Source organism: Dellaglioa sp. CoH-56-MRSF-12 (assembly GCF_056782075.1).
Genome location: NZ_JBXAYD010000004.1, coordinates 54,500 through 70,710, shown reverse-complemented (window position 1 = coordinate 70,710; position 16,211 = coordinate 54,500). Strand labels below are relative to the sequence as shown.

Below are 16,211 nucleotides of genomic sequence, written 5' to 3'. Positions count from 1 at the left end.
GATTTAATTGGAATGAAAAATATTACGAATTATCAAAATAAAAAGGTTCTAGTTGTAGGTTTAGCAAAGAGTGGCTTGAATGCAGCCAAACTTTTAAAAGATTTAGGCGCATTTGTGACTGTGAATGATCATAAAAATATTGATGATAACCCTGAAGCTAAAGAGCTTTTGGCTGAAGGAATCAAAGTGATTACGGGCGGACACCCACTCTCTTTACTAGATGAGGATTTTGAGTTAGTCGTAAAAAACCCTGGAATTCCATATACAAATTTACTTATTGAAAAGGCAATGGAAAAAGGTTTACCTATTATTACAGAACCAGAGCTTGCTTATGAAATTTCTGAAGCGCCAATGATCGGGGTTACAGGAACGAATGGTAAGACAACTACAACGACGCTGATTTCATTGATGTTAAATCAAGAAAGAAAGCAAGGACGTGCATTTGTCGCTGGAAATATTGGTGTTCCATCTGTTGCCGTAGCAAAAAAGGTAACCAAAAATGATATTATTGTAGCTGAATTATCAAGTTTTCAATTATGTGGCATTGATAAATTGAAACCAGAAATAGCCGTTATTACTAATATTTATGAGGCACATACGGATTACCATAAAACTCGAGAAAATTATGTGAAAGCAAAAATGAGAATAACTGAAAATCAAGATTCTAGTGATTTTCTTGTTGTCAATTGGGATTTAAAAGAACTTCGTGAACTAGCTAAAACAAGTTCTGCTAACATTGTGCCATTTTCTAGATTAGATGAAATTGAAACAGGGGCTTATGTAAAAGACGGAAATATTTACTATCAGAATGAATTCATTATGAAATCGGATGAAGTTAATATTCCTGGTGAACATAATATTGAAAATGCGCTTGCAGCTATCGTAACTGCTAAAATTAAAGGTGTAACAAATACTGCTATTCAAGAAGTATTATCGACATTTACAGGAGTACGCCACCGTACACAGTTTGTTAGCGCATGGCATAATCGCAAATTCTATAATGATTCAAAGGCAACTAATATTGAAGCAACTGAGATGGCTGTAAAAGGATTTTCGAATCCAATTATACTATTAGCTGGTGGATTAGATAGAGGATTTACGTTTGAAAAATTGGTGCCTGTACTTAAAGCACATGTAAAAGCAATGATTGTTTTCGGTGAAACAGCTGATTTAATGCGAAATGCTGGAGAAGCGGCAGGTATTACTCAAATTAAGCAAGTCACTGATGTTGTTGCAGCTGTTCCCGAAGCATATAAATTAAGTGATAACAATGATATTATATTGTTATCCCCAGCAGCAGCTAGTTGGGATCAATATCCTTCATTTGAAGTACGTGGTGACAAATATATTGAAGCGGTTGAAAAATTAATGCAAGTAGAGGATAAATAAAATGAAAATTATTGTTTCTGGTGGTGGCACTGGCGGGCATATTTACCCTGCGTTGGCCCTTATTGAAGCGCTAAAAGTAAAAGATCCAACGGCTGAATTTTTATATGTTGGGACTGAAAAAGGACTTGAGAGCCGAATCGTTCCAGATAATGGAATTCCATTTAAAACAATTAAAATTCAAGGATTTAAAAGATCGTTATCAGTAGAAAATATTAAGACAGTCCAACTATTTTTAAAAAGTGTGAAAGACGCAAAGAAAATGATTAAAGAATTTAAACCAGACATTGTTATTGGAACAGGCGGTTACGTATGTGGTGCAGTGGTTTATGCTGCTGCTCGATTACATATTCCAACTATTGTTCATGAACAAAATAGTGTTGCAGGTGTAACAAATAAATTTTTGAGCCACTTTGTTGATAAAGTAGCTATTTCTTTTGAATCAGTTGCAGATCAATTTCCTAAGAAAAAAGTTGTTTTCACAGGGAATCCCCGCGCACAACAGGTTGTAAATGAAACAGAAATTGAAGCATTATCGCAATATGGATTATTAGATGATGTACCAACGATGTTAGTTTTTGGTGGTTCAAGAGGAGCTGCGAAAATTAATCAAGCAATGGTTGAAGCAATTCCTGAATTAAATAAAAAACCATATCAAATTTTATTTGTTACAGGTAACGTTCACTACGATAAAATTATGAATGATTTAAACGGGATAGAATTAAATAAAAATATTGTGATAAAACCATATTTAAATAATATGCCTAATTTATTAAGCCATATTTCTGTCATTTTAGGACGTGCTGGTGCAACAAGTATAGCAGAAATAACTGCACTTGGATTACCATCTATTTTGGTGCCTAGCCCTTATGTTACAAATAATCATCAAGTAAAAAATGCAATGAGTCTAGTTGATAATAATGCAGCTAAGCTTATTACTGAGGATAAGTTAACGGGATCAAAATTGGTCATGGTTTCAGATGAAATGATGCTCAATACTGATGTGAGAAGACAGATGGCTAATAATTCACGTAAAATGGGTGTGCCCAATGCTGCAGATAATCTAATTAAGGTTATGGAAGATTTAATCAAAATTAAAGAATAAGTTAGGAGGCCAAATAAGATGTCAAAAAATAAATTCTTAAAAAGAAAAAAAGCTGAATTGACACCTTGGGAGGCCTTACAAGAGAAAAAAAAGAAGAAAAATAAACGATTCGATTTTTTTGGAAACCCCAAAACAATTAGTGACCGATTACCAAAATTAAAAAAATATCAACATCATGCCCTAAAACAAAAATTAATTATTATAATTGGTTCGTTTCTGATTATTGGTTTAATTGCACTATATTTTATTTCACCATTAAGTAAAATACAAAATATTAGTATTTCAGGTGAAAAAACAGTTTCAAAAGTACAAGTAGAAAATGCTAGTAATTTACACATTAATGATCCATTATCCCACGCGTTTTTTAGAAAAAAAGCTATTTTAAAGGATATAAAAAAAGAATTGCCACAGGTGAAGTCACTAACTGTTAGCCATAATAAATGGAATGGTGTTAAACTTTCTATTAATGAATATGATCTTGCAGGATATATTTATAAAAATAAAACATACTATCAATTATTTTTGAATGGGACAATTGGAAGTAAGAAATTTGACCAACCAGTGGGGAATTATCCTACGTATTCTAAGTTTAATCAAACAAATATATTGCAAAAAATGGTTAAACAATATAAAAAAATTCCGATGAAAATCAGAAATGGAATATCAGAAATCGATTATCAACCATCCAAAGTGAATAATCAGCGAATATATATATACATGAATGACAGAAATAAAATTATTGCTAATATTGATAATTTTGCCGATAAAATGGCTTTCTATCCAAGTATCTCATCTAAAATGAAGAAAAAAGGTGTCGTTGATTTAGAAGTGGGTGCATATTCTTATCCATATAATAAGAAAAGTTAACAAAGTTGGTATGGCCTATGGGATATCCTTTCTAAATCAGGTCTTAATGTGGTAAAATATGAGTACTATATCTTATAAAAAATAATATTAAAAGCAAGCTGTAAGGAGGTTCTTTTTCAGATGGGTAACGCAGGTATATATGTGGGGTTAGATATCGGTACGACATCAATTAAAGTTATCGTTTCTGAATACGTTAATGGTCAATTGAACGTAATTGGTATTGGTAATGAACGCTCACAAGGTTTGAATAGGGGAATTGTAGTCGATATTGATAAGGCTGTAATTTCAGTACAAAAAGCTATTAAACAAGCTGAAGAAAAAGCAAATATTCAGATTCACGAAGTACATGTTGGTATTCCTGCTAATTTATTACAAATTATTCCTTGTAACGGCATGATTGCCGTTTCAGATGAATCAAAAGAAATTACAAATGAAGATGTTGTGAATGTTGCGAGTGCAGCATTAGTTCAAAATTTACCACCAGAAAGAGATATCATTGATATTATTGCTGATGAATTTGTAGTTGATGGATTTGATGGCATTAAGGATCCTCGTGGTATGATTGGTGTGAGATTAGAAATGCATGGATCAGTTTATACTGGCCCAAAAACAATTATTCATAATTTAAAAAAATGTGTTGAAAATGCTGGGCTAACTATCAGAGAAACAATCGTGAACCCATTAGCACTTGCATCAGTTGCGATGTCAGATGGCGAAAGAGACTTTGGTACTGTACTTATTGATCTCGGTGGTGGTCAAACGACTGCTTCAGTGATTCATGATCATAAGTTGAAATTTACATACGTGGACCAAGAGGGTGGCGATTTTGTCACGAAAGATATCTCAGTGGTTCTTAATACATCTGTTGAAAATGCTGAAAAATTGAAACGCAATTATGGATTTGCTAATTCTGAGTTAGCATCAGAAGATGATGTTTTCCCAGTTGATGTTGTTGGACAAAGTGAGCCAATCAATATCTCTGAAAAATATTTAGCAGAGATTATTGAAGCAAGAATCTCTCAAATCTTAGATAAAATAAAAAGTTCATTAGATGCTATCAAGGCGTTAGAATTACCAGGTGGCGTTATCTTAACTGGTGGTCTTGCAGCTTTACCAGGAATTACAGAATTAGCATCAGAAATTTTGCAAGTTCAAGTTAAAACCTACGTCCCTGATCAAATGGGATTACGCTATCCTTCATTTGCACAAGCCTTAGGATTGATTAATTATGCAGTCGAGCAAGATGAAGTCACATTATTAGTGAAAAGTGCAATGGGACTTGATATTGATCAATTAAGTTATAGTATTGTTGAACCAGACAACGAAAAACCTAAGAAGCAAGAAGTAAAAAACAAAGTTAAAAAAACTAGAAAACCAAAAACATCAGGGGATCCATTAAAATCAGTTAAAAACTTTTTTAATGAATTTTTCGATTAAATAGGAGGAAGTAAGTAATGGAATTTTCTTTGGACTCAAGTGAAGATAAAGGCGCAGTAATAAAAGTAATTGGTGTCGGTGGCGCTGGTGGTAATGCTGTTAATCGTATGATTGATGAAAATGTTTCAGGTGTTGAGTTTATTGCATTAAATACTGATGTTCAGGCATTGGAAAGCTCAAAGGCAGAAATTAAAATTCAATTGGGTCCTAAATTGACTCGTGGATTAGGTGCTGGTGCAACTCCAGATATTGGTAGTAAAGCTGCACAAGAAAGTGAAGAAGCAATTATCGAAGCTATTGATGGCGCTGATATGATTTTCGTTACTGCTGGAATGGGTGGTGGAACAGGAACAGGAGCTGCTCCTGTTGTAGCTAAAATCGCTAAAGATCAAGGCATTTTAACAGTCGGAATTGTAACACGTCCATTTACATTTGAAGGACCTAAACGTAGCCGTTTTGCTGCTGAAGGAATAGCTAATCTGAGAGATCAAGTTGATACGTTAGTTGTTATTGCTAATAACCGTTTACTTGAAATCATTGACAAGAAGACACCGATGCTTGAAGCATTCCAAGAAACAGATAATGTTTTACGTCAAGGTGTTCAAGGTATTTCTGAATTAATTACATCACCCGGTTTAATTAATTTAGATTTTGCTGATGTTAAAACAGTGATGGCTGATCAAGGAACTGCATTAATGGGAATTGGATCTGCTACTGGTGAAAATAGAACTGCTGAAGCAACAAAAAAAGCAATTTCTTCGCCATTACTCGAAGTTTCAATTGATGGTGCAAAACAAGTTCTACTTAATATCACCGGTGGTGCTGATATGAGTCTTTTCGAAGCGCAAGAAGCTTCTGAAATTATTTCACAAGCTGCAACTGATGAAATTAATATTATTTTTGGAACGTCAATTAATGAAGACCTAGGTGATGAAATCGTCGTAACAGTTATTGCAACTGGTATTGATGATGTTAAAGAAGAAAAAAAAGCCACAGTTCGTACACGAACATTACCAAGAACTGATGCACCTAAAGCAACATTAGCTGAAAAGCAAGAAGATCGTTTTGACGATTGGGATATTATGCACCCATCAAGTCAACCTGAAGAAAAAAAATCAACAGAATTTGAAAATGTTGAAAAACCAAATTTTGATGTCTTTAAGAATGATATCAAAACTGATGATTTAGCAACAAATAATGATGATAGTTTAAGTACACCACCGTTTTTCAGAAAACGACGTAAAGATTAATTAAATGAATCAATGGGGAGGTTACGGATATTATGGCTTTTGAAAAAATTGGTCGTTTTTTTGGGTTAGCTGAAGAAGATGATTTTGAAAATGATGATTACCAAACCGAAGAGTCTATGCGGACTTCGTCATTGAATCAAAGTAATAAAGTCGTTTCGATAAATGGTAAATATAGTCAACCACAAAAAATTAATTTATTTGAACCTAGAATTTATTCTGATGTTAAGGATATTGCAACGCATTTAATGCAAAATCAAGCAATCGTCGTAAATTTTCAAAAAATGGATGAAGTTCAATCTAAACGGATTGTTGATTTCTTGTCCGGAACAATTTTTGCTATTAACGGAACAATTCAAAGAATTGGCGATAATATTTTTCTTTGTACACCAAACTCATTTACTGTTGAAGGAAATATGGCAGATAATATTTTTGAAAAATTCGAATAAAAGAAAAATCGAGGTATACAAATGATTGAGTTTATTACATTTCTAGCTAAAGTGATTACGTGGGCTTTTGATGCTTATGAGCTAGCAATTATCATTTACGTTTTAATGTCATGGTTTCCAGGCGCTTATAATACGCCGGTTGGCCATTTCTTAAGTAAAATTTGTCAACCATACCTTGCATTTTTTGACCGTTTTATCCCGGCAATTGGGGGTATTAGTTTTTCACCAATTATTGCGATAATCGCGCTAAGCTTCATCCAAAATGGGGTTATGGGACTTCTGACTACTTTGATTCGTCTTTATGTTGGAGGCTAATGATATATGAATGATACAATTTACCAACATTTCAGGTCCGACGAAAAAGAAATTATTGATACATTGTCAGATTATATCGAGCAAGCTAAATCAGAGTACAGGGCAGTTCTAACTCATTTTTTAAATCCTAGAGAGGCACATATTGCGACCTATCTATTAGGCCAAAATGACGAAATTAGTTTAAAATTATTTGGTGGCACGAAAGAAGCTGAACGAAAAAGATTACTTTTTTATCCAGCGTATTTCGATGTTCAAGATAGTGATTTTGATTTACAACTTATTGAAATTAAGTATCCAATAAAATTTGCTACCTTAAAACATGGACAAATTTTGGGAACTTTGGCTAATGCGGGATTAGATAGAGAAGTACTTGGTGATATTTTAACAGATGGTCAGCAATGGCAGGTTGTTGTTGAAAAAAAGATGGCTAATTATTTGATTAGTCAAGTTGATCGTATTGGTAAAATTAAGGTATCACTTGAAGAGATTCCTTTTTCACAAACGGTGAGTGTCACAGATGAGTGGCAATCGCAAAATGAATTAGTTTCATCGTTACGAATCGATTCAGTCATATCAGCTGTTTATAATATGTCTCGACAAAACGCCAAAAATTTAGTTAATTCTGAAAAAGTTAGTTTAAATTGGCAAGTTATTAATAAGCCTGATTATGAATTAGCAGAGTTTGATGTTTTGTCAATTCGTGGTTTTGGACGAATCAAGTTAGATTTTATTGCAGGTATGACTAGAAAAGATAAATATAAATTAGAGTTATCAATATTAAAAAAATAAATTTTGAAGGACGTGCAAAATGACTTTAAGTCCATTAGATATTCATAATAAAGAATTTAACGTAAAATTACGAGGCTATGATCAAGACCAGGTTAATGATTTTCTAGATAAAATTATTAAAGATTATGAAATAACGTTAAAAGAAAATGAAAATTTAACTGAAGAAGTTAAAACTAGTAATGAAAAGTTAGAATACTTTAATGATTTAAAAGATTCTTTAAATCAATCAATTATTGTTGCTCAAGAAGCTGCTGATCGCGTTAAGGTTAATGCTAAGCGTGAATCTGAAATTATTAATAAAGAATCACAAAAGCAAGGTCATGATATTATTGATGAAGCGAATGAAAAAGCTAAACATATTATTGATATGGCTTCAGAAAAAGCTAAAAAATTAGCTGTTGAGACTGATGACTTGAAGAAACAAGCACGTATTTTCCGTCAACGTTTAAAAGTTATGATGGAATCACAATTAGAAGTTGTTAAAAGTTCTGATTGGGACGAAATTTTAAAACAAGGCGAGACAAGCACATATTCTGAAATTCAAGACGTTTTAAAACGTGAAGAAGACAAAGAAAAACGTGAAGCCAAAGAAATAAAAGAATCAGTTAATAATAATGACGATATTGTTGTTACAGAAATTATTGCTGAATCAGATGCAAATGAAGATTCTGAGCAAAATGATCAAGATACAATGGTCATTTTCCCAGATAATAAATAAATTTGAGAATAACAATTATATGATACATTTTTAGCGAGTCGATGATAGTGGAAGGTCGATAATAAGTATTATATAATTTATCATCTCAACGATTTCATTAAACTGAAATGATCAAGTAAGTTTAATCGGCTTCATCTCCGTTATCACGATGATTGAGTGAAATTTAACGTTATATAATGTTAAGTTTCTAAATTTGGGTGGTAACACGAAGACTTCGTCCCTTGTAACGGAGTCTTTTTGTGTATAATGAAATAAAATAACTTTTAAAAGGAGTTTATAATATGAAAATGAAAGAAACCTTAAACTTAGGTAAGACAGAATTTCCAATGCGTGGAAATTTACCAGTTAAAGAAGCAGAGCGTGAAGATGCATGGAGACAAAACGGTGTTTATGAACTAAGACAAAAGTTAAATGAAAAGAAACCAAGTTTCATTTTACATGATGGACCTCCATACGCTAATGGTAATATCCATATGGGACATGCTTTAAATAAGATTACGAAGGATATTATCGTTCGTTCAAAATCAATGATGGGCTTCAGATCACCTTTTGTTCCTGGCTGGGATACTCATGGCCTTCCTATTGAACAACAATTGGTTAAACAAGGTGTTGATCGTAAAACCATGTCAAAAGCTGATTTTCGTGAATTATGTGAAAAATATGCTTTGGAGCAAGTTAATTTGCAACGCGAAGATTTTAAACGTTTAGGCGTTGCAGCTGAATGGGATAGCCCATACATGACTTTACAACCTGAATTTGAAGCTGAAGAAATCAGAATGTTTGGTGAAATGGCTGAAAAAGGTTACATCTATAAAGGTAAAAAACCAATTTATTGGTCACCATCGTCTGAATCAGCATTAGCTGAAGCAGAGATTGAATACCACGATATTAAATCACCATCAATGTATATTACATTTGATGTAGTTGATGGGAAAGATATTTTAGATACAGATACAAAAATGATTATCTGGACAACAACACCATGGACAATTCCAGCTAATTATGGTGTCGCTGTACATCCTGATTATAAATATATCCAAATTAATGCTGATGGGAAAAAATATGTTGTCGCTGAAGAACGTTTAAATATTTTAAAAGAAGAATTTGATTGGGAAAATGTTGAAGTATTAAAAGAATTTTCTGGTCGCGATATGGAATATATGACAGTGCAACATCCATTATATGATCGTACATCATTAGTTATTCTAGGTTACCATGTTACTTTAGATTCTGGTACAGGACTTGTTCATACTGCTCCAGGACATGGTGAAGATGATTTTATTGCTGGACAAAAGTATAAATTACCCGTTGTATCTGTTTTAGATGAAAAAGGTGTCATGAATGAAGATGCGCCTGGATTTGAAGGGATATTTTATGATAAAGCTAATCCATTAGTAACTGATGAATTGAAAGAGAATGGTCATTTACTTAAACTTTCATTCTTTACGCATAGTTATCCACATGATTGGCGTACAAAAAAACCTGTTGTTTTCCGTGCAACGGCACAATGGTTTGCATCAGTAGAGATGTTCCGCGATGATATATTAAAAGAAATTGAAAAAGTTGATTTTAAAAACGAATGGGGTAAGGTTCGTCTTTACAATATGATTAGAGATCGTGGCGATTGGGTGATTTCACGTCAACGTGCTTGGGGCGTTCCATTACCTATCTTCTATGCAGAAGATGGGACACCTATCATTACACCAGAAACAATTGAACATGTTGCTCAATTGTTTGAAAAAAATGGATCAAATATTTGGTTCAAAAATGATGCTAAAGCACTACTTCCTGAAGGATTTACAAGTGAACATAGTCCTAATGGTGAATTTACAAAAGAAGAAGATATCATGGATGTTTGGTTTGATTCAGGTTCTTCACATCGTGGAGTGCTAGGTAAACGTGATAATTTAACGTATCCTGCAGATCTATATATGGAAGGTTCAGATCAATATCGTGGATGGTTTAATTCAAGTGTTATTACATCCGTTGCAACTAATGGAATTGCACCATACAAACAGTTGATGTCACAAGGATTTGTACTTGATGATAAAGGACATAAGATGAGTAAATCGCTTGGGAATATCATTTTACCAAGTAAAGTTATTAAACAATCAGGAGCTGAGATTATCCGATTATGGACAGCATCAGCAGATACATCTTCTGATATCGCTGTTTCAATGGATATTTTAAAACAAGTCTCTGAAACATATCGTAAGATTAGAAATACATTTAAATTTATTTTGGCTAATACAACTGACTTTGATCCAAATGAAAATGCAATTGCATTTGATGAATTGGCATCAGCAGATAAGTATATGTTAATTAAATTAAATACATTTTCAAAAGAGGTTTTGGATGATTATGCTGAATATGATTTCTTAGCAATTTACAAAAAAGTGATTACATTTATTTCAAATGACTTATCAGCATTCTATTTAGATATTGCAAAAGATATCGTTTATATTGAAGCTGAAGATAGTTTTGAAAGACGCTCAATGCAAACTGTTCTATACCAGATTGTAACAACAATGGCTAAGTTATTAACACCTATCTTGCCACATACAACTGAAGAAGTTTGGGACTATTTGAAAGAACCAGAAGAATATGTTCAATTAAGTGAAATGCCAGAAGTTGCCCATTTTGATGGTGAAATTAAAATTGTTGAAAATTGGCAAGCATTCATGAAAATTCGTTCATATGTCTTAAAGGCTTTGGAAGATGCGCGTGATGCAAAATTAATTGGGAAATCATTTGAAGCAAAAGTTATTTTATATGTGAATGATTCTGATAAAGAATTACTTAACGTACTTGATACGGATATCCGTCAACAATTGATTGTTTCTGATTTAGAAATTTTATCTATTGATGATGTTCCAGAAGATGCAACTAATTTTGATAACTTAGCTGTTAAAGTTGAAGTAGCTAACGGTGAAGTTTGTCAAAGATGTCGTATGGTTAAGACTGATGTTGGGGAGGATACTGCGTTACCAACGCTCTGTCATCGTTGTGCAACGATTGTTGAACAAGGTTATCCAGAGGCAGTTACAGAAGGTTTTGAAAATTAAATATTTCAAAAAAGGAATAACGTAGAGTTATTCCTTTTTTTGAGTCAAATTGATTACAATCCTAAAAATATAGCGTAATATGTAAGGTATACAATTATAGTGAGAGCAGGTGTTCAATGTGGAATTAGTAAAAGTACATGGATCAGAAAACGATTTTTTTCTTTTAGATCAAACTAAATTAGAGACAGCATTATCAGATGAAAAATTAAAGAATTTAGCAATTCAAATGTGTGATCGAGAATCTGGATTACACGGTGGCTCAGATGGCATTTTAGTCGTTGATAAATCAAGTCATAATGGTGTTCTAGGTCAAATGAGAGTCATCAATGCTGATGGTACAGAGGCTAGTATGTGTGGAAACGGTTTAAGAACTGTTGGGCGCTATTTAGAAACTAAATTTGGACAAACAGAATTTAAAGTTGAGACAATGCATGCTGATTTAGATGTTAAGAAAGCACCAAATCTTCAGGCAGGCGTTGCAGCTTACAATGTCGAAATTTCACCTGTTAGTTTTGAGTCACAAACGTTACCAATGTTTTTACAAAGACAAACATTGGTAGATGAAATTATTCCTGAATTTTCACAAACGTTAAAGTTTTCAGCTGTCTCGGTACCAAATCCGCATTTAATTACTTTTGTTGATCATACAACGTTACAAGGACCGGAACTTGAAAGAATTGCAACTTATTTAAACGGTGAAAATCCGTATTTTCCAGATGGTGTTAACGTTAGTTTTGTTGAAAAATTAGATAATAAATCAATTTTTGTTAGAACTTATGAACGCGGAGTTGGGTTTACTAATGCGTGTGGAACAGCAATGTCTGCTTCAAGTTTAATGTTTGTTCTGTTAAGTGAAGGTAAAGTGCCATTTGGAACTGAAATTAATGTAAAAAATCCTGGTGGTATGGTTAAAACTGTTGTGCATCAAGATGAGAGTGGCAATTACTGGATGTCTCTAATTGGTAATGCAACTAATGTTGCGAATATAACAATTGAGTTAGCTGATGCTCTGAATGGTGATTTTTCTAAGGCCAAATGGATATCAACTAATGAACAGGATGCTTATTTAAAGTTTATATTAAGTATTATGTAATTTTATGGGGGTAAAAGACATAAATGACTGTCTTTTATCCTTTTTTTAATTTAAAATAAAGGGAAACGCTTGAGGAAATTTAATGAAAAAATGGATCATTGGAATTTGTTTAATGCTGATAATAATTGGCTTTGTTATTTTTGGCATTAGTTATTATTTATTTGAATATGCGGAGACACCAACCAATAAGGAATTTATTAATTCAGAACCTAAAAGTGCTGAGTTAAAGAAAGAATACACTTGGTTAAAACAAGTTAAAAAATTAAATTGGCAGATCAAATCTGAAGATAATTTAAAGCTTAAAGCAATTTATGTTCCTGCAGAAAGTAAAACTAATAAAACAATATTTGTTGCTCATGGATTTATGGGAAAGAAAGAAGAAATGGTCCGCTTTATTCATTTTTATCATGACAAAGGCTATAATGTTCTTGCACCAGATGCAAGAGCACATGGCCAAAGTCAAGGTGATTATATTGGTTATGGTTGGTTAGAGAGAAAAGATAATTTACAGTGGCTTGATAAAGTAATTAAATATAAAGGTACAGATTCAAAAATTACTCTATTCGGTGTTAGTATGGGTGGCGCAACGGTTATGATGTTGAGTGGAGAGAAAAAATTGCCTTCACAAGTTAAGGCAATTATTGAAGACTGTGGCTATACAAGTGTGGCTGATGAGTTAACTTATCAGTTGAAACAGATGTATAAGTTACCTAAAATCCCTATTATCCCTATTGCTAGTCTGATATCAAAAGTTAAAGCAGGTTACTCATTTTATGAAGCAAGTTCAATTAAGCAATTAAATCATAATAAGTTACCTGTGTTATTTATTCATGGTAGTGACGATAAATTTGTTCCGACTGAGATGATTTATCAAAATTATGCTGCGACAAGAGGACCTAAAGAAATTTTCATTGCACATGGTGCTAAACATGCTACGTCATTTACAAAAGATAAAGTTGAGTATGAAAAGAAAGTAACTCATTTTTTAAAACAATATTTTAACTAGGAAAAGTAAAATAACGAGGTTAATTAAATGAATTTAGAAGAAAAAGTTTTATCAGAAGAATTAATATTCAAAGGACATGTTATAGAAGTTGTTAATGAGACGGTTAAACTACCAAATGGTGAACAATCAAATAGAGAAATCGTACATCATCATGGTGCTGTAGGTATATTAGCAATAACGGATGAAGAAAAAATTGTTCTAGTTAACCAGTGGAGAGCACCTATTAGGAAGACATCATTAGAAATTCCGGCCGGTAAAATTGATGGCGATGATCATAATTTAATCGAGACTGCAACACGTGAACTGAATGAAGAAACACGCTATGAAGCTAAACATTTAGCTGAAATATATGGGTTTCATTCAGCATTAGGATTTGCGGACGAATATTTAACGCTATTCTATGCGACTGGATTAGAAAATGTAGATAACGAGTTACCTCAGGATATTGATGAATTTTTAAATGTAGTCGAATTGACGTTTAATGAGGTTCAAGCTAAAATTAAATCTGGTGAAATAACTGATGTTAAAACTATTTTAGCGGTTAATCATTGGGAAATTGAACGATTAAAAGGTGAATTACATGGATGATGAAAAAAAGTTATCGAGAAGTGAATATCAGAGATTACAAGAATTAAAGAATGATCCTGAATTTCGACAAAAAGAACGTCAACGAGTTGAAAAGGAATACCAAGATGAACATCCAACAAGAAGCTCATCTTCAGAACAACCAGAAAAAACAAATAAAAAAAGTAAATTAAACCAATTTTTGAATTGGACAATTGTATTTTTAGTTATTGCAATTGTAATTGTATTTTTAGCTTTATTCTTATTACCTTAGATATTAATAAAAAATGGAGGGTAACAACATGATTTACGGTATTTTATGTGCAATGGAGGAAGAAATTCTTTCGCTTAGAAGTCATCTAGAGAATAGAAAAGACAAAGAAATTGGCGGGATTTCATTTTATACAGGCCAAATTAATGGAAAAGAAGTTGTTTTGGTTAGATCTGGTATTGGTAAGGTACAAGCAGGGATGACAACAGCCCTTTTAATTGCAGAATTTGGAGTAACAGCCGTTATTAATTCTGGTTCAGCTGGTGGTATTGGTAATGGACTTAAAATTGGAGATGTGGTCTTAGCCACAGAAGTTGCCTATCATGATGTTGATGCAACAGCTTTTGGATATGAAATTGGTCAATTACCCCAACAACCAACTAAATACTTGGCAGATACAAATTTAAACGATGCAATTAAAAAAGCGGCTCAAGAAAATGATTTAAGTATAAAACCAGGACTAATTGTATCTGGTGATCAATTTATAGCAAGTCAAGCTCAGACAGATGTCATACTTAATCATTTTCCTGATGCTCTTTGTAGTGAAATGGAAAGTGCCGCAGTTGGTCAGGCAGCACACCAATTTGGTATTCCATTCACTATTGTTAGAGCGATGTCAGATGTTGGCGATGAAGAAGCTGGACAAACATTTGATGATTTTATTATTGAAGCTGGTCAAAAATCAGCACGAATGATTCTATCATTATTAAGCTAAATTAAAAGGAGATAAACTAAATTAATGTCAGGAATATACTTAGATAACGCAGCAACCACACCAATGGCAAATGAAGTCGTTGAAGTGATGACAGATATGATGAAGAGCACCTTCGGGAATGCCTCAAGTACACATCAATTTGGACGTTCAGCACGAATGGTGCTTGATGATAGTCGACAAATTATTGCAAATAGTATTCATGCAAAAGAATCAGAAATCATCTTTACAAGTGGTGGTACTGAGAGTGATAATATGGCTATTATGCAAACAGCTATTCAGAGAAAAACATTAGGTAAGCATTTAATCACAACAGCAGTAGAGCACCAGGCTATTTTAAAAACAATGAAATATTTAGAATCAATTGGATTTGAAGTTACTTATTTACCAGTTAATGAAGATGGTGTTATCAATATAGTCGATTTTAAAGAGGCTTTAAGAGATGATACAATTCTTGTTTCAATCATGATGGGTAACAATGAGACGGGAAGTCATATGCCAATTCATGAAGTTGGTGAGATTTTAAAGGATCATCAAGCTTGGTTCCATACGGATGCTGTTCAAGCTTATGGACTACTGGATATAGATGTTAATGAGGATCATATAGATATGTTATCAACATCAGCCCATAAATTGAATGGGCCTAAATTTTTAGGCTTTCTCTATAGAAGAGAATCTATATTTTTCCCTCCCTTTATTAAAGGTGGGGAGCAAGAAGACAAGAGACGAGCAGGGACAGAAAACATACCAGCAATTGCAGGTTTTGCTAAAGCTGTTTCTTTAATCTCAGATGATGAAAAACAAGTACGACAATTAAAGTATCAAGGCTTCAAAAAGCAAATTATAGCGGGATTAGATGATAACCATATTGATTTTGAAATTAATGGGACACTCTCAGATGATAACTTACAACATGTCTTTAATATTTGGATAAAAGGTATTCAAACTGAAGTATTACAGACCCGGTTAGATTTGGCAGGTATTGCTGTTTCTGGTGGCTCTGCATGTACTGCTGGTAATCTCGAACCTTCACATGTATTAATGGCTATGTACGGTGAAAAGAGTCCGAGAGTCACAGAATCTATTCGATTGAGTTTTGGAAAAGATAATACAGCTGAAGAGATAGATACTTTTATAGTACAATTAGTTAGAATAGTTGGTAGATTGAAAAAATAGGGGGAATTTAA

Annotated in this window: 16 protein-coding genes; all 16 read left to right on the top strand. The window is 33.1% G+C overall.

Annotated elements, in window-relative coordinates:
• Positions 1-12: 12 nt before the first annotated feature.
• The 16 genes from murD (at position 13) to AC1RPY_RS05405 (ending at position 16,200) form a co-directional block, all read left to right on the top strand.
• The gene (gene murD, locus AC1RPY_RS05480; RefSeq protein WP_481761680.1) at positions 13-1,389 is read left to right on the top strand and encodes a UDP-N-acetylmuramoyl-L-alanine--D-glutamate ligase; all 1,377 of its coding nucleotides are present in this window, start codon (positions 13-15) and stop codon (positions 1,387-1,389) included.
• Between the two features lies 1 nt (position 1,390).
• Complete coding sequence (gene murG, locus AC1RPY_RS05475; protein ID WP_409022370.1) at positions 1,391-2,491, top strand: undecaprenyldiphospho-muramoylpentapeptide beta-N-acetylglucosaminyltransferase; 1,101 nt, start codon at positions 1,391-1,393, stop codon at positions 2,489-2,491.
• A gap of 18 nt (positions 2,492-2,509) precedes the next feature.
• The gene (locus tag AC1RPY_RS05470) at positions 2,510-3,358 is read left to right on the top strand and encodes a cell division protein FtsQ/DivIB (RefSeq protein ID WP_409022371.1); all 849 of its coding nucleotides are present in this window, start codon (positions 2,510-2,512) and stop codon (positions 3,356-3,358) included.
• A 120-nt stretch (positions 3,359-3,478) separates the two neighbouring features.
• Complete coding sequence (gene ftsA, locus AC1RPY_RS05465; RefSeq protein ID WP_481761681.1) at positions 3,479-4,795, top strand: cell division protein FtsA; 1,317 nt, start codon at positions 3,479-3,481, stop codon at positions 4,793-4,795.
• A gap of 17 nt (positions 4,796-4,812) precedes the next feature.
• Entirely contained in the window at positions 4,813-6,045 is a 1,233-nt protein-coding gene (gene ftsZ, locus AC1RPY_RS05460) for a cell division protein FtsZ (RefSeq protein WP_481761682.1), read from the top strand.
• A 32-nt stretch (positions 6,046-6,077) separates the two neighbouring features.
• The gene (locus AC1RPY_RS05455; RefSeq protein ID WP_481761683.1) at positions 6,078-6,491 is read left to right on the top strand and encodes a cell division protein SepF; all 414 of its coding nucleotides are present in this window, start codon (positions 6,078-6,080) and stop codon (positions 6,489-6,491) included.
• Positions 6,492-6,512: 21 nt separating this feature from the next.
• Positions 6,513-6,806, top strand: a complete 294-nt coding sequence (locus AC1RPY_RS05450; protein WP_409022375.1) for a YggT family protein — start codon at positions 6,513-6,515, stop codon at positions 6,804-6,806.
• 6 nt (positions 6,807-6,812) lie between these two features.
• Positions 6,813-7,595, top strand: a complete 783-nt coding sequence (locus tag AC1RPY_RS05445) for a YlmH family RNA-binding protein (protein ID WP_481761684.1) — start codon at positions 6,813-6,815, stop codon at positions 7,593-7,595.
• 19 nt (positions 7,596-7,614) lie between these two features.
• A complete protein-coding gene (locus AC1RPY_RS05440) occupies positions 7,615-8,313 on the top strand; it encodes a DivIVA domain-containing protein (RefSeq protein WP_409022377.1) in 699 nt (232 codons plus the stop codon).
• A gap of 281 nt (positions 8,314-8,594) precedes the next feature.
• Positions 8,595-11,378: an isoleucine--tRNA ligase gene (ileS, locus tag AC1RPY_RS05435; RefSeq protein ID WP_481761685.1), complete on the top strand. Its 2,784-nt coding sequence runs from the start codon at positions 8,595-8,597 to the stop codon at positions 11,376-11,378.
• A gap of 118 nt (positions 11,379-11,496) precedes the next feature.
• Positions 11,497-12,471: a diaminopimelate epimerase gene (gene dapF, locus AC1RPY_RS05430; RefSeq protein WP_481761686.1), complete on the top strand. Its 975-nt coding sequence runs from the start codon at positions 11,497-11,499 to the stop codon at positions 12,469-12,471.
• An 82-nt stretch (positions 12,472-12,553) separates the two neighbouring features.
• Positions 12,554-13,477 (top strand): alpha/beta hydrolase, encoded by a 924-nt coding sequence (locus AC1RPY_RS05425; protein ID WP_481761687.1) that lies wholly within the window; start codon positions 12,554-12,556, stop codon positions 13,475-13,477.
• Between the two features lie 27 nt (positions 13,478-13,504).
• A complete protein-coding gene (locus tag AC1RPY_RS05420; protein WP_481761688.1) occupies positions 13,505-14,065 on the top strand; it encodes an NUDIX domain-containing protein in 561 nt (186 codons plus the stop codon).
• Positions 14,058-14,315, top strand: a complete 258-nt coding sequence (locus AC1RPY_RS05415) for a DUF1328 domain-containing protein (protein ID WP_481761689.1) — start codon at positions 14,058-14,060, stop codon at positions 14,313-14,315. Before AC1RPY_RS05420 ends, AC1RPY_RS05415 begins: the two co-directional genes overlap by 8 nt.
• A 28-nt stretch (positions 14,316-14,343) precedes the next feature.
• Positions 14,344-15,027 (top strand): 5'-methylthioadenosine/adenosylhomocysteine nucleosidase, encoded by a 684-nt coding sequence (locus AC1RPY_RS05410; protein WP_481761690.1) that lies wholly within the window; start codon positions 14,344-14,346, stop codon positions 15,025-15,027.
• Between the two features lie 24 nt (positions 15,028-15,051).
• Positions 15,052-16,200 (top strand): cysteine desulfurase family protein, encoded by a 1,149-nt coding sequence (locus AC1RPY_RS05405; protein WP_481761691.1) that lies wholly within the window; start codon positions 15,052-15,054, stop codon positions 16,198-16,200.
• Positions 16,201-16,211: the final 11 nt, after the last annotated feature.